The sequence below is a fragment of the Nocardia neocaledoniensis genome, assembly GCF_029868625.1.
GTDB classification, from domain to species: domain Bacteria; phylum Actinomycetota; class Actinomycetes; order Mycobacteriales; family Mycobacteriaceae; genus Nocardia; species Nocardia neocaledoniensis_A.
Map to the genome: position 1 here is coordinate 13168 of NZ_JARWOJ010000132.1, position 14684 is coordinate 27851.

At 70.2% G+C, this 14684-nt stretch carries 10 protein-coding genes; 4 read left to right on the forward strand and 6 right to left on the reverse strand.

Annotation, left to right across the window (positions count from 1 at the left end; translation table 11 throughout):
• Window positions 1-73 precede the first annotated feature (73 nt).
• Both QH270_RS09365 and QH270_RS09370 read left to right on the forward strand, forming a co-directional pair.
• A complete protein-coding gene (locus QH270_RS09365) occupies window positions 74-1237 on the forward strand; it encodes a VWA domain-containing protein (RefSeq protein ID WP_280340186.1) in 1164 nt (387 codons plus the stop codon).
• A gap of 55 nt (window positions 1238-1292) precedes the next feature.
• The gene (locus tag QH270_RS09370) at window positions 1293-3755 is read left to right on the forward strand and encodes an ADP-ribosylglycohydrolase family protein (protein ID WP_280340187.1); all 2463 of its coding nucleotides are present in this window, start codon (window positions 1293-1295) and stop codon (window positions 3753-3755) included.
• Window positions 3756-3862: 107 nt separating this feature from the next.
• Here the strand turns inward: QH270_RS09370 and QH270_RS09375 are convergent, their stop codons facing one another.
• From QH270_RS09375 to QH270_RS09400, 6 genes are all read right to left on the reverse strand, one after another.
• Window positions 3863-6382 carry an ABC transporter permease gene (locus QH270_RS09375; RefSeq protein ID WP_432420330.1) on the reverse strand — a complete coding sequence of 840 codons (2520 nt, stop codon included), beginning with the start codon at window positions 6380-6382 and terminating at the stop codon, window positions 3863-3865.
• Window positions 6383-6390: 8 nt separating this feature from the next.
• On the reverse strand, window positions 6391-7167 hold the full coding sequence (locus QH270_RS09380) for an ABC transporter ATP-binding protein (protein ID WP_280340189.1): 777 nt from the start codon (window positions 7165-7167) through the stop codon (window positions 6391-6393).
• Between the two features lie 127 nt (window positions 7168-7294).
• Window positions 7295-8215 (reverse strand): hydroxymethylglutaryl-CoA lyase, encoded by a 921-nt coding sequence (locus QH270_RS09385; protein ID WP_280340190.1) that lies wholly within the window; start codon window positions 8213-8215, stop codon window positions 7295-7297.
• A 160-nt stretch (window positions 8216-8375) separates the two neighbouring features.
• Window positions 8376-9581 (reverse strand): CaiB/BaiF CoA transferase family protein, encoded by a 1206-nt coding sequence (locus QH270_RS09390; RefSeq protein WP_280340235.1) that lies wholly within the window; start codon window positions 9579-9581, stop codon window positions 8376-8378.
• Between the two features lie 63 nt (window positions 9582-9644).
• Window positions 9645-10577 (reverse strand): TauD/TfdA dioxygenase family protein, encoded by a 933-nt coding sequence (locus QH270_RS09395; RefSeq protein ID WP_280340191.1) that lies wholly within the window; start codon window positions 10575-10577, stop codon window positions 9645-9647.
• Between the two features lie 99 nt (window positions 10578-10676).
• Window positions 10677-11447 (reverse strand): deoxyribonuclease IV, encoded by a 771-nt coding sequence (locus QH270_RS09400; protein ID WP_110036525.1) that lies wholly within the window; start codon window positions 11445-11447, stop codon window positions 10677-10679.
• A gap of 120 nt (window positions 11448-11567) precedes the next feature.
• Between QH270_RS09400 and QH270_RS09405 the strand changes: the two genes are divergently transcribed.
• Both QH270_RS09405 and QH270_RS09410 read left to right on the forward strand, forming a co-directional pair.
• Window positions 11568-12707 carry a serine/threonine-protein kinase gene (locus tag QH270_RS09405; RefSeq protein WP_348537646.1) on the forward strand — a complete coding sequence of 380 codons (1140 nt, stop codon included), beginning with the start codon at window positions 11568-11570 and terminating at the stop codon, window positions 12705-12707.
• Window positions 12708-12868: 161 nt separating this feature from the next.
• Window positions 12869-14680, forward strand: a complete 1812-nt coding sequence (locus tag QH270_RS09410; protein ID WP_280340192.1) for a serine/threonine-protein kinase — start codon at window positions 12869-12871, stop codon at window positions 14678-14680.
• Window positions 14681-14684 lie beyond the last annotated feature (4 nt).

Consider the following 14684-nt stretch of genomic DNA (forward strand, 5'->3'; position numbering starts at 1 on the left):
CAGGACTTCCGAGGGTTACCAGACGCGTGCCCTCTCACTCGACTGCCACACCGTTCGTTCCCCAGGAGCTCCGATGACCGAGATCGACGAATCCCACGCGCGCCGTTGGCGACTCGTGCTCGGCACCGCCGCCGAGGAACAGCTCGGCGGGCTGTCCGGCGGGCCCGATCAGGCGATGGACCAGGCGCTGGCCGCGCTGTACAACACCGGCGAGTCCAGTGGCTCCACGAAAAGGTCCGGCGGACTGGGCGGTTCGGCGCCGCGGGTGGCGCGCTGGCTCGGCGACATCCGCACCTACTTCCCGGCGACCGTCGTGGAGGTGATGCAGCGCGATGCCGTGCAGCGGTTGAACCTCACCCAGCTGCTGCTCGAGCCGGAGCTGCTGGAATCGGTGGAACCCGATGTGCACCTGGTCGGCACGCTGCTCGGGCTCAATCGGGTGATGCCGGAGACCACCAAGGCGACCGCGCGGATGGTGGTCGAGAAGGTGGTGCGCGAGATCGAGCGCCGCATCGCCGCCAAGACCGTGGCGGCGGTGAGCGGTGCCATCAATCGTGCCGCCCGCACCCACCGGCCGAAGCTGCGCGACATCGACTTCGACCGGACCATCCGCAAGAACCTGGCCAACTATCTGCCCGAACACCGCACCGTCGTGCCCGAACGCCTCGTCGGATACGGGCGCAAGGCGCAGTCGATCCAGCGCGACGTGGTACTGGCGATCGACCAGTCCGGATCGATGGCGGCCAGTGTCGTCTACGCCTCGGTCTTCGGCGCGGTGCTGGCGTCGATGCGGTCGCTGAAGACCTCGCTGGTGGTGTTCGACACCGAGGTCGTCGATCTCACCGAGCAGCTCAGCGACCCCGTCGACGTGCTGTTCGGCACTCAGCTGGGCGGCGGCACCGACATCAATCGCGCCATCGCGTACTCGCAGTCGCTGATCACCCGGCCCACCGACAGCCTGTTCGTGCTGATCTCCGACCTGTACGAGGGCGGGGTGCGCGAGGAGATGCTGCGGCGCTGCCACGCGATGAAGGAGGCGGGCGTGCAGGTGGTGGTGTTGCTGGCGCTGTCCGACGAGGGAGCGCCCGCCTACGACCACGACAATGCCGCCGCGCTCGCCGCACTCGGCATCCCCGCCTTCGCGTGCACCCCGGACAAGTTCCCCGACCTGCTGGCCACGGCGCTCGATCGCGGCGATATCACCCACTGGGCCGACCGCAACGCTCCCGCCGTGTGACGGCGCGAGGTTCGCTAGGCTGCGAACGATCGGTTTCGGTGAACGGGGGCAGGCGATGTTGCGGCGCGGGGAGGTGTTCGCCGGGTTCGTCATCGAACGCGAGCTGGGTCGCGGTGGCATGGGCGCGGTGTACGCCGCCCGCGACCGCAGGCTGCCGCGGCTGACCGCGCTCAAACTGATGCACCGGGAGCTGTTCACCGACCGCGAGGTCCGCGCCCGCTTCGAGCGGGAAGCCGACCTGGTCGCCCAGCTCGACCACCCGAACATCATCACCGTCTACGACCGCGGCCTCGACGAGGACCGGCTGTGGATCGCGATGCAGTTCGTCGACGGTGTCGACGCGGCGGCGGTTCCGGCCGCGCGATTCGGGGTGGAGCGGATCGCGCAGATCGTCACCCAGACGGCGAGCGCGCTGGACTACGCGCATCGGCGCGGGGTGCTGCACCGCGATGTGAAGCCGGCCAACATCCTGCTCTCCCAGACGGCGGGTGTCGGCGCCGGATTCGACGAGCGGGTCGTGCTCACCGACTTCGGCATCGCGAAACTGCTCGACGACACCGGCGGCCTGACCCGCACCGGCCAGTTCACCGCCACCATCGCCTACGCCTCCCCCGAACAACTCACCAGCTCGCCGCTGGATCACCGCTGCGACCAGTACTCCCTGGCCTGCACCGTCTTCCGCCTGCTCACCGGCACCGGGCCGTTCGACGCGCCCAATCCCGCCACCGTGATGCTCGGCCACCTCAACGCCTCGCCGCCGCAGGCCAGCTCGCTGCGCGGCACCCTGCCGCCCGCCGTCGACACCGTCCTCGCCAAGGCGATGGCCAAGGACCCGGCGCACCGCTTCGCCACCTGCACCGATTTCGCGCTCGCCCTCACAGAGGCCCTGCGTCGCCGCTCCCACCCGTCGACGGGCGGAGTCCCACTGACCCGCGACCAGCCCAGAACCGGCGCGGCACCGGCGACGCGCCCCGGCTCGCCCCCGGACGACCGCCGCCGCCCCCACGCCACGAGCGGCCCGCCGGGCCCCGGCCACCGGTCGGACACGGCCAGGGCGGATGCCCCTCGAACGCCGGCGCATGATCTCGCCCGCCGCCTCGACCCGACAACCCCGGGCCCGGCCACCCCGGCCGACGGCCGACCCCGGATCGACACCCGGCACCCGGACCGCCACCCCGGCACGGTGGCGGAGCCGCCCGTAAGCCCCAGCGGACCGTCCGCGGGCGGACCATCGTCCGGCCTTCGCCACGGCGGTACCCACGCGGGCGCTGAGGCACCCGCGGCGGCGTCGGTCTCCGAACGCGAGCGACACCAGCGCCACGCTGCGACACTGCATTCCGAACACGAGCATCGGAGCCGTGACGCGGTACCCACCGCGGCATCGGGATGGCTCAACGCCGTGCACGGCTGCCTGCTCGGCGGCGCGCTCGGGGACGCGCTCGGCGCGCCGGTGGAAGCGCTGTCGCTGCACCGGATCCGGGAGATCCACGGCCGCGACGGTGTCACCGATGTCGACCAGCTGCGCATTTCCGAGGAGACACAGCTGACCGCCTTCACGGTGGAGGCGTTGATCCGCGGCTCGGTGCGGGCCAGGGCCAAGGGCATCGGCGGTGCGACCATGGGGTTGCTGCAGCAAGGCATGCTGGTGTGGTTGCGGGGGCAGGTCGCCGAGGTGGCCGACCAGCCGGTCACGCTGTTCAGTTCGCTCAGCGGCCACCCGGAACTGATCGAGCAACGCGGCGTGGCGAATTCGGTGTACACAGCGCTGCGGCAGGCGGCCGCGCGACAGGCACCGACCAGCCCGCTCGGTACCCGCGAGCGGCCCATCAACAACTCCAAGGGCAGCGGCGCGGTGATGCGCGCCGCGCCCTGCGGATTCGGCTACGCCGCGGACCGCTCCGGCGCCGCGACGGGCACCATCTTCGAATTGGGTTGCGACGCCGCCGCGCTCACGCACGGGCACCCGAGCGGCTGGCTGCCCGCGGGCACGCTGGCCGCGCTGATCTACCGGCTCGCCCGCGGCGACGACACCGCGACGGCGCTGGCCCACGCACGCACCGAACTGGGGAGCTACCCGGACCACGAGGAAACCTCGGCGGCGCTCGCGGCGGCGGCCACACTGGCCGGCCGACTCGAGCGCGAACGGCGCGCGCCGGAACCGGAAGACATCGAAACCCTCGGCGCGGGCTGGATCGGACCAGAAGCCCTGGCCATCGCCGTTTTCGCCGTGCTCGCCGCCGAAAACCGCGGCGGCGCACCCCACGACATCGTCCGCGCCGGACTCCTGCTCTCGGTCAACCACTCCGGCGACAGCGACGCCACCGGCTCCCTCGCGGGCAGCCTCCTCGGTGCCCGCTACGGCCACACCGCCCTCCCCCACCGCTGGGCCCGCACGGTCGACGCCCGCTCCGCCCTCGACCGCCTCGCCACCGACTACTGCACCGAATTCGGCCTCACGCCGCCTCGCGACGAACACGGCCAGCCCACCCGCGACTGGTTCGACCGCTACCCCGCCTGACCCGCCGTCACGAATCACCAGCGCCGATCGGCGATCACGTCCGGTACACGCAAGCACTCGGGCCCCGGTGGACGATTCCACCGGGGCCCGAGGACGCGACCCGCGCCTTACAGGTCCGCGATCGCCGCCAACGGTGGCGTCCGCGCTGCCCGCACACCGGGCCACACGGCCGCGAGCACACCCACCACACCGGAGGCGATCAGTACCGCCACCAGCTGCGACCACGGGATGGTGATCTGGTCGATGCCCAGGTCACGCAGGGTGCGCAGGAAGCCGACGCCGAGCGCGATGCCGAGGATGAGGCCGACGATGGCGCCGAAGATCGCGATCAGCATGGATTCCAGGTAGATGGTGCGGCGCACCTGGGATCGCTGGGTGCCGACCGCGCGCAGCATGCCGATCTCGCGGCGCCGTTCCACCACAGACAGGGCCAGGGTGTTGATGATGCCGAGCACGGCGATCACCACCGCCAGCGCGAGCAGGCCGTAGAGGATGGCGAGCAGGGTGTTGATCTGCTGGCCCTGCGCGCCCTTGAACTGCTCGTGGTCTTGCACCTGCACCACCACGAACGGTTCGGTGGCCTTCTCCAGATTCGTCCGCATGGCGGCGAGATCGGTGCCCGGTTCCGCCTTCACCAGCACGAAGATGTTGGTGCGCAGGCTCTGCGGCATCAGCTTCTCGTAGACGCCGGGGTCGACGACCATGGGCCCGAGCAGCGGCGAATTGGCGTAGATGCCACCGACGGTGAGCTCGAGCTTCTGGTTGTCGAGGCTGGTCACGGGCACCTTGTCGCCGACCTTCCAGCCGCGCTCGGTGGCCGCTGTCTCGTCGACGAGCAGCCCGTTCGCCGCGATCGTGGTGGAACCACTGATCACGTCGATGTCCATGACCGGATCGATCGGCCCGTCGGGTGAGGTGGCGCCGATCTGCTCGCCGTCGACCTTGAACGCGACGACCCTGATCCCGGTGACATCGCTGACTCCGGGCACCTCCGAGCGCACGGCGTCGACGGCGCCGATCGGGGCGCCGATCATCTGCGGCCCCGCCAGCACGTATTCGGCCTTCACGCCCTTGTCGATGAGCACGCCGACACTGGTCTTGGCCGAGGCGCCGAGAATGCCGATCGCCGAGACCAGCATCAGGCCGAGGGTCAGGGCGAACGCGGTGGCCGCGGTGCGCCGCGGATTGCGCACCGCGTTGTTGCGCGCCATCTGCCCGATCGGCCCGAACGGCCGGGTGAGCACGCCGAGCACCAGCACCATCGGCCGCGACAGCGCGGGCGCGGCCAGCAGCACGGCCAGGATCAAGCCCAGCGCGCCGATGCCGACGGTCACCGCCGCGCTCTTGCCGGTGCCCTGCGCGCCGACGTACACCAGCACGCCACCGACCACCGCCATGACCGCGCCGGTCACGGTGCGGAGCCGCAACGAGTCACCCGCGCTGGCGAATTCGGAACGCATCGCCTCGACCGGCGGCACCTTGGCCGCCCGGCGCGCCGGCGCGTAGGCACTGGCCACGGTGACGATCAGGCCGACCAGCAACGCGACGATCGCGGTGCGCGGCAGCACCGTCAGCGATCCGGTCGGCAGTCCCAGATCGAAGGCGTTGAGCAGCGCCGACAAACCGAAGGCCAACCCGATGCCCGCGGCGAGACCGATCGCGCTGCCGATCAGGCCGATCACGATCGCCTCGCTGACGACCGACCGCCCGACCTGCTCCCGGCTCGCCCCGATCGCGCGCAGCAGCGCCAGTTCGCGCAGGCGCTGGGCCACGATCATCGAGAAGGTGTTGTAGATGATGAAGGTGCCGACGATCAGCGCGATCGCGCCGAAGGCGAGCAGGAAGTAGTTGATGAAGGTGAGCGCCTCGGAGATCTCCTTCTTCATGTCCTCGCGGACCTCGTCGGCGTTCTGCACCTTGTAGTTCGGCAGTCCGGCGGCCAGCTGATCGCGCAGGTCGTCGGGGTCGACGCCCGGCTTCGCGGCGAGATCGGCGTAGGCGACGTGCGAGCCGTCGGTGAACAGCTTGCGGCCCTGCTGCTCGGTGAACATCACCGCGACCACACCGCTGCTCTCGGCGCCCGGCATCTCGTAGATGCCGGTGAGCGTGACGTCGAACGGGTCGCCCTTGGACGGGATGAGCACCTTCGTCCGCTGCCCGACCTGCAGGCCCGCCTTCTCGGCGCCGCTGCTGTTGAGCGCGATCTCGCCCGCCTCGGCGGGCGGACGACCGGCGACGAAGGTCTCCGGATCCTCGACCGCCTGCTCCGGCGGCAGGTAGGACAGGCCGAAACTCGGTGCGCCACCGGTCTGCACGGCCTTCTTGCCGTCGGGGTCGAGCAGGACGACCGGCCCGTTCACGGCAGGCGCGACCCGGTCGACACCGTCGGCCTTGGCCAGCGCGTCGACGATATTGGTCGGCACACCGAGCGACTGCCGCTCCTTGGGGCCGACACGCACGTCGACGCCCTGGGCCTGGCCTTCGAAGATGCCGTCGAAGGTGCGCTGCAGGGTGTCGGTGAAGACGAACGACCCCGAGATGAAGGCGGTGCCGAGCACCACCGACAGCAGCGTGAGAGCCAGCCGCACCTTGTGCGCGGCGAGATTGCGCAAGGCCACCTTGCGCATGGGGTTGGTCATCGGGTCTCCAGCGCCTTCATCCGGTCGAGGATCGAATCCTGGGTCGGATCGCGCAGTTCGTCCACGATCCGGCCGTCGGCCAGGAAGACCACCCGATCGGCGTACGCGGCGGCCCGCGGGTCGTGCGTCACGATGACCACGGTCTGCCCGAACTCGTCGACCGAGGCGCGCAGGATCGACAGCACCTCGCCGGAGGAATGCGAGTCCAGGTTGCCGGTCGGCTCGTCACCGAAGATGATCTCCGGCTTGCCGACCAGCGCGCGGGCACACGCGACGCGCTGCTGCTGACCACCCGACAGCTCGCTGGGCCGATGCTCGAGCCGGTCGCCGAGGCCGAGCCGCTTGACCACCGTGTCGAGCCACTCCTGGTCGGGCTTGCGGCCCGCGATGTCGAGCGGCAGGGTGATGTTCTCCAGCGCGGTCAGCGTCGGGACCAGGTTGAACGCCTGGAAGACGAATCCGATCCGGTCGCGGCGCAGGGCGGTCATCTGCTTGTCGGACAGCCCGGTCAGCGCGGTGTCACCGATGCGGACCGAGCCCGCGCTCGCGCTGTCGAGACCGGCCAGGCAGTGCATCAGGGTCGACTTGCCGGAGCCGGAGGGGCCCATGATCGCGGTGAACTCACCCCTGGCGAAGTCGGCTGACACTCCGTCCAGGGCCTTGACCTGGGTATCTCCCGAGCCGTACAGCTTGACCAGATCGTGCGCGGCGGCCGCGATCTCCGTGGCGGCAGCCGCGTCGGCGGCCTCGGTGCCCATGGCGTGCGAAGTCATGGTGTCCAGTCTGTCTGCCCACCGCGCACCGCGCCATCCGGAATTCCCCTGAGCTCAACGGCGCCGACCCCGAGGGCCCTGCGTGGTCACGCTCCGCTACCGCCTCCGGGCCCGCCGGGATCGGCGCTCAGTCCCCCGGAACAACCCATTCGAAGGCGGCCGCTTTCGAGCGCGCCCCTTCGGCGGTGCGGGACCGGTTCGGTTCACCCAGTTCGGCGAGCAGTTCCTCGGTGAGGCCGACCAGGCTCGCCAGCGTCTCCGGGGTGAACCAGTCCGGGCGGGTGGCGAACAGGATGTCCTCGGCGGCGGTGTTGCCGCTGGCCCCCGGCGCGAACGGACAACCACCGAGGCCGCCCAGCGCGCCGTCGACCATGCCGGCGCCCGCCGCGACGGCGGCGAGGGTGTTCGCGACGCCCATGCCCCAGGTGTCGTGGCCGTGGAAGACGATCCGGCGAGGGGGTGTGCCCTCGCGCACCGCCGAGACCAGCGCGCTCACCTGGCCGGGATGGGCCTGACCGAGGGTGTCGGCGAGGACGATGTCGACGGCACCCTCGGTGCGCGGGTCGTTCGCGATGGCGAGCACCCTGACCGGGTCGACCCGGCCGTCGAACGGACAGGTGAAGGCGGTGGCCAGGCACAGCTGGATCTCGCCGCCCGCCTCGCGCGCCAACCGGATCGCGTCGGGCATCGCGGCGACCGAGGCCTCCGTGTCGCGCCCGATATTGGCCCTGTTGTGCGCGTCGGACACCGAGAAGCAGTACTGGAAATTGCGCGCCCCGGCCGCCGCGGCCTTCTCGACATGGCGCGGCGTGGCCACCCACACCCAGCATTTCGCCAGCTCATCGGGCGTCAGCGCGGCGATCAGGTCGAGCGAGTTGGCCATCGGCGGCACGAGATCCGGCCTGGCCATCGAGCCGATCTCCAGCGCGGGCACCCCGGCGGCGAGTAGCCGCCGCACGATGTCGACCTTGCGCTCGGTGTCGAGCATTTTGCCGGTGAGCTGGAGACCGTCGCGCAGCGTCACATCCCGCAGCAGCGGGGCCGTCATCGCGGATCCGATTCCCGCGCCGGCACACACATCACCCCGCCGCACGGCTTGTCGCCGACGCTGGCCGGGGTCGGATGGACGGTCGGGCGCACATGGCCCGGACCGCGCTGTTCCCACTTGCTGCGCACCGGTGGGCGGCGTCTGCCGTGTACTCGCCTGCTCACTTCGCCTCCAGCGCGTCGATCTGGTCGTCACTCATCCCGAGCAGTTCGCCGAGCACTTCCCTGGTGTGCTCGCCGAGGTCGGGGCCGACGTTCCGGATCGGCAGCGACTGTTCCCCGATCACCGGGACGATGCCGGGGAACCCCACCTGCTTGGGTTCGGGCTCGCCCACGTCGACGGGGAACGTCTGGATCATATTCCGTGCCCGGTACTGCTCGTCGGCCACGATGTCGGCGGCGGTGTAGATCGGGCCGCACGGGATGGCCGCGTCGTCGAGCAGTTTCAGCGCCTCGTCGCGGGTGTGCCGGATCGTCCATTCGGCGATCGAGGCGTCGAGCCGCTCGCGGTGGCGCCAGCGTCCCGCGTTGTCGGCCAGCTCCGGATCGGCCGCCAGGTCGGGGCGGCCGATGAGCCGCATGTACCGCTGGAAGATGGCGTCCCCGTTGCCGCCGATGATGATGCTGTAGCCGTCGCTGGTCGGGTAGGCGTTGCTGGGCGCGATGCCCTCCATCCGGCCGCCGACCCGCTCCCGCGTGATCCCGTAGGCGAGGTGGTCGGGCACCAGCGATTCCATCACCGACAGGATCGACTCGTTGAGGGCCACGTCGATGATTCGCTCCACCTGCGGCACCGGCCCGCTGACCCGTTCCCGCTGGAACAGCGCCATCACGGTGCCGAAGGCCGCGTAGATGCCCGCGATCGAGTCACCGATCGAGACACCGACGCGCACCGGCGGCCGGTCCGGGTCGCCGACCAGCTCCCGCAGGCCGCCCACCGCCTCCGCGACCGCGGCGAAACCGGGACGCGCGGCCATCGGGCCGGTCTGGCCGTAGGCGGAGATGCGGGTGATGACCAGCTTCGGGTTCGCTTCCTCGAGCACCTCGGGGCCCAGCCCCCACTTCTCGAGCATGCCGGGCCGGAAATTCTCCAGCAGCACATCGCAGTGCCGCACCAGATCGAGCACGATCGCCCGGCCCGCGTCGGTGCGCAGGTCGAGCACGATCGACTTCTTGTTGCGGTTCACGGTGCGATACAGCATGGACGTGTCGCCGCCGTAGAGCCGCCAATTGCGCAGCTCATCGCCTGTTCCTGGTCGTTCGACCTTGATCACCTCGGCGCCGAAATCGCCCAGAATACGTCCGGCGGTGGGAGCGGCCACATAGTTGCCGAGTTCGAGGACGCGTACTCCGTCCAACGGCCGAATAGACTTGTCCGCCACCCCGCGACCTTAGCGCCTCCCCGCCGCCGCGGGGTTCAGCGGGATGTCTCAGCCGGCCAGCAGCTGCGGCTCCTCGACGATGGAGTAGTGCTCGGCGTCACCCGCGATGACGGTGCTCGCGCGGCCGTCGACGCCGACCGGGACGTCGCCCGCGAGGGTGATGCGGGTCAGGCGGCGGGGCTGGTCGTCGTAGTCGTCGACCGCGTAGTGCTGGGTGGCGCGGTTGTCCCAGATGGCGACATCGCCGTCGGCCCAGGTCCAGCGGGTCGTGTTCTCCAGGCGCGTCACGCGGTCCTGGAACAGCCGGAACAACGCCTGGGACTCGCTGGTGGACAGGCCGACGAAATTCTTCACGAAGTGCCCGAGCAGCAGCGCGCGCTCGCCCGTCTCCGGATGCACGCGCACCACCGGGTGCTCGGTCTCGTAGTAGGTGGACTGGAACTCCGCTCGGTACTCCTCGGACTTCGGGCGCAACGGCTCGACATTGCGGGCGGCGTAGTCGTAGACGTTGGTGTGCACCGCGCGCAGGTTGTCGGCGAGCAGTTTGAGCGGCTCGGGCAGTGAGTTGTACGCGGCGACGGTCGAGGCCCAGGTGGTCGAACCGCCGTAGGTCGGCAGGTACTCGGCGCGCAGGATCGAGGCCTTCGGCACCCGGTCGACGAAGGTGACATCGGTGTGCCAGGAATTGGCGCGCCCGTTCTCGGAGTCGATGGCCAGGCTCTTCACGCCCTGCGACGTCACCGTCGGGTGCGGGGTGGTCGGGCTGCCGAGCAGCTGGGCGAACTCGTGCTGGCCGTCCTCGGTGAGGTGCTGCTGGCCGCGGAAGAAGATCACCTTGTGCTCGTTGAGCGCGCGCCGGATCGTGGCGACGGTCGCCGCGTCGAGATCACCGCCGAGGCGGACGCCCTCGACCCGCGCGCCGATGTGCGCGCCGAGCTTGGTCACCGTCACGGTGGCTGGGGTGGCGTGGTCGACCGTCATGGGGGATCACCTCTGTCGTTGTGGAACGGTTGATGCGCGTCAAGCACACCGCGAAAGCCGTTCCACTGACAGGTTTTCTCTCGGGATGATCGGAACGGCTCAGCCGAGGTTCTCCCGCAGGTAGGCCAGGTCGTCGGCGACACCGTCGACGGGCGTCTCCAGGATGACGGGCGCGCCCGCGGTGCGGCACACCTCGGCCAGCAGTTGCGGATCGATGGTGCCCTCGGCGAAGTTTGCGTGCCGGTCGGCGCCGGAATCGAACTCGTCGCGCGAGGAGTTCAGGTGCACCAGGTCGATGCGGCCGGTGATTCCCTTGATCCGCTCGACGATGCCGACCAGATCCTCCCCACCGGCCCACGCGTGACAGGTGTCGAGGCAGAACCCGGCGCCGTAGTCGCCGACCGCGTCCCACAGCCGGGCGATGGTGTCGAAGTGCCGCGCCATGGCGTGATTGCCGCCCGCGGTGTTCTCGATCAGGATCGGCACCGCGAAGCCGCCCTTGTCCTGCTGACGTTCGAACAGCTTGCGCCAGTTGTCGATTCCGGTGTCGAGCTCGGCGTCGGAGCGCACGTGCCCGCCGTGCACGACGAGGCCGAACGCGCCGAGCTCGGCGGCGGCCTTCGCCTGCTGGGCCACGGCGTTGCGCGAGGGCATCCGCAACCGGTTGTTGAGGCTGGCCACATTGATCTGATACGACGAGTGCACGACGACATCGATCGGACTGGCCAGGATCTCGGCGGTCTTCGGATGCGGCTGGGGTTTGTCCCAGCTCTGTGGATCGACCACGAACATCTGGATGACCTCGGCGCCGAGCTTCTCACCGAAGCCGATCGGATCGCTCTCGTCACGAACGTGTGCTCCAATGCGCATGACGCCACCCTAATCCGCGGCACCGACAGCTCTCGGGCAGATGTTGCGGACCGGGGGCTTCGGGAGATACATCGGTAGAATTTCGACGGGTGCTCTTGCCCTGGAGGGGGTGACTTCGCGGTGTTGCGCAAAGGCGACGTGTTCGCCGGGTACACGATCCGGCGCGTGCTCGGCCACGGCGGGATGGGGGTGGTCTACCTGGCCCGTCATCCCCGATTGCCCCGGCTCACCGCGCTCAAGCTGCTCAGTCGCGACCTGTCCGCCGACGAGGAGATCCGGCACCGCTTCGAACGCGAGGCCGACCTGGTCGCCCAGCTCGAGCATCCGAACATCGTCAACGTCTACGACCGGGGCACCGAGGACGACCAGCTCTGGATCTCGATGCAGTTCGTGGCGGGCACCGACGTGGCGACGGCCGATGTCAACGTGCTCACGCCGGGCCGGGCCGTGCAGATCGTGGCCGAGACCGCGACCGCGCTCGACTTCGCGCACGCCAGCGGTGTCCTGCACCGGGATGTGAAACCGGCCAACATCCTGCTCGCGAAGCCGCCGATCGGGCGGCCGGAACGGGTGGTGCTCACCGACTTCGGGATCGCGGCCGTGCGCGACAGCGAGACGACGCTGTCCTCCTCGGGCAGCATCACCGCCACCCTGGCCTACGCCGCGCCGGAGCATCTGGCCGGCGCCCCGCTCGATCACCGTGCCGACCAGTACTCGCTGGCCTGCACGCTGTTCTGGATGCTCACCGGTTCGGTGCCCTTCGCCGGGCCCAATCCGGCCGCGGTGATCCAGGCGCACCTGAGCAGGCCGGTGCCGCCGCTGCGCAGCCTGCGCCCCGATCTGCCGCCCACCCTGGACGCCGTGCTGGCCAGGGGCACCGCCAAGCGCGCCGACCTGCGCTACGACAGCTGCGCCGAATTCGCCGAGGCGGCCAAGGCGGCGTTGTTCGCGGTGCCGGGCCCGTGGCAGCAGATGATGCAGCCCACCTCGACCGGTGTGGTCCTGCGTGCCCGCGAACCGTATCCGCCGCACCGGTATTCGCACCCGGCCACGCCACCGCAGCCGTATCCGCAGGCCCCGCCGCCCACCCACGTCACCCCCGCGCAGCCGCATCCGCAACCGGCGCCGCCGCGGCCGTCGACGGGCAACACCGCCATACCGCCCCGCCGCGGCAGCCAACGCCGCGGCACGATCGACTTGCCCGGCGGCCGTAACCATCCCGGGTACATCGTGCCGCCCCAGCAGCGTCGGCCACCGTGATCGGTGGCGTCACGTCGGCCCCCGCGCGAGCAACCATCCGCCCGGTCGGCGACTGCTAAGGTTTCGTTGATTTTCCCGTGGCGGGCCACCCGGCCGCGGCTTTCTTGCTGTACGCGCGTGCGCTGGTGGGTCCCGGCGCACGGCGGGAAGTGGAGCAGACAATGCTGGCCAACGGAGATGTCTTCGCCGGCTACGTCATCGAACGGCAACTCGGCCGTGGTGGCATGGGATCGGTCTACCTCGCCAAGCATCCTCGGTTGCCGCGGATGACCGCGCTGAAGTTGCTCAACCGGGAGATGTTCTTCGACGCGGAGGTGCGCGCGCGGTTCGAACGGGAGGCCGACCTGGTCTCGCGTCTGGACCACCCGAACATCGTCACCGTGTACGACCGCGGTCTCGACGACGAACAGCTGTGGATCTCCATGCAGTTCATCGACGGCGTCGACGCCGCCTCGGTGGACCCGCAGACGCTGCCGCCCGCCCGCGCGCTGCAGATCGTGAAGGAGACCGCCGACGCGCTCGACTACGCGCACGGCATGGGCGTGCTGCACCGCGACGTGAAACCGGCCAACATCCTGCTCGCCCGCTCCGGCGCGGGCCGGGGCGAACGCGTCTACCTCACCGACTTCGGCATCGCCCGCCTGCGCGACGACACCGGGCACCTGACCCAGACCGGCACCTTCACCGCGACCCTCGCCTACGCCTCCCCCGAGCAGCTCACCGGCGCGTCGCTGGACCACCGTTCCGACCAGTACTCGCTGGCGTGCACGCTGTTCTGGCTGTTCACCGGGTCGGGACCGTTCACCGCGACCAATCCCGCCGCCGTCATCCAGGGGCATCTGCAGCAACCGCCGCCGCCGCTGAGCAGCGTGCGGCCCGGCCTGCCCTACGCGCTGGACAGTGTGCTCGCCAAGGCCATGGCCAAGCGGCCCGACGACCGGTTCGACTCCTGTTCGGACTTCGCGGCCGCCGCGCTGGCGGCACTGAACAACCCCAGCGCGCCCGCGATGCCGATCGTCGGCACCGGCGGCGCGATGCCGATCACCGGTGGTGGTCAGCGGCCGACGACCGGTGGCGCGATCCCGCAGACCGGTGCGCCCTACCCCGTCGCCACCCAGAACCCGATGACCGGCGGCCCGATGAACACCGCCACGCAGGGCCCGATGACCGGTGGGCCGATGAACACCCAGGGGCCGCTGACCGCGGGCCCGCGGACGGCTGGTCCGATGCCGAACCAGCACACCGGCGGCGCGGCGACACAGCACCCGTACACCCAGCAGTCGCGCCCGCAGTACCCGACACCGCCGTCGCCGCCGCGTCCGCCGTCGAGCAACTTCGCGCAGTATCCGCAGGGGCCACGTCCGCCGTCGAAGTCCAACACCGGGCTGATCGTCGGCATCGTCGTCGCGGTGGTCGTGGTGGTGCTGCTCGTGGTCGTCGGGGTCGCGCTCAGTGGCGGTGATTCCGGTAGCGGCGGGACAACCACGACGACGTCGACGGCCGCGGGCAAGCACGTCACCCCGAACGCCGACGCGATAAGCGCCGAGTTCAGCCGCATGGTGCCCGCCAACACCGACGGCGACATCGGCTACAACGGCGCCTCCTGCTGGGAGACCGATTCCAGCTACACGCCCTCGGCCAACGAGGGCGACCCCGACTTCGGGGCGTGGGCCTGGCAGTGGCGCTGCTACGACGGCGGCGGCAGCAACGGCAACGACCCGTTCTACCGGATCTACGTCTACAACTCGGCCGCCGATGTGCAGGCGGTGATCAACGGGCTGCCCACCAACACCAAGTCGCTCGACACCAACGGTGGCAAGCAGTACACCAACTACAAGTTCACCGACAACGGCAACAAGATCATCACGCAGTTCACCGGTGATCCCGACCGCGCCCAGTTCCTGATGTTCACCGACGGCTACGGCGAAGCCGACGAGTTGTTGCGCTGGTGGCGTTCCGCGCCGTTGAACTGACCTG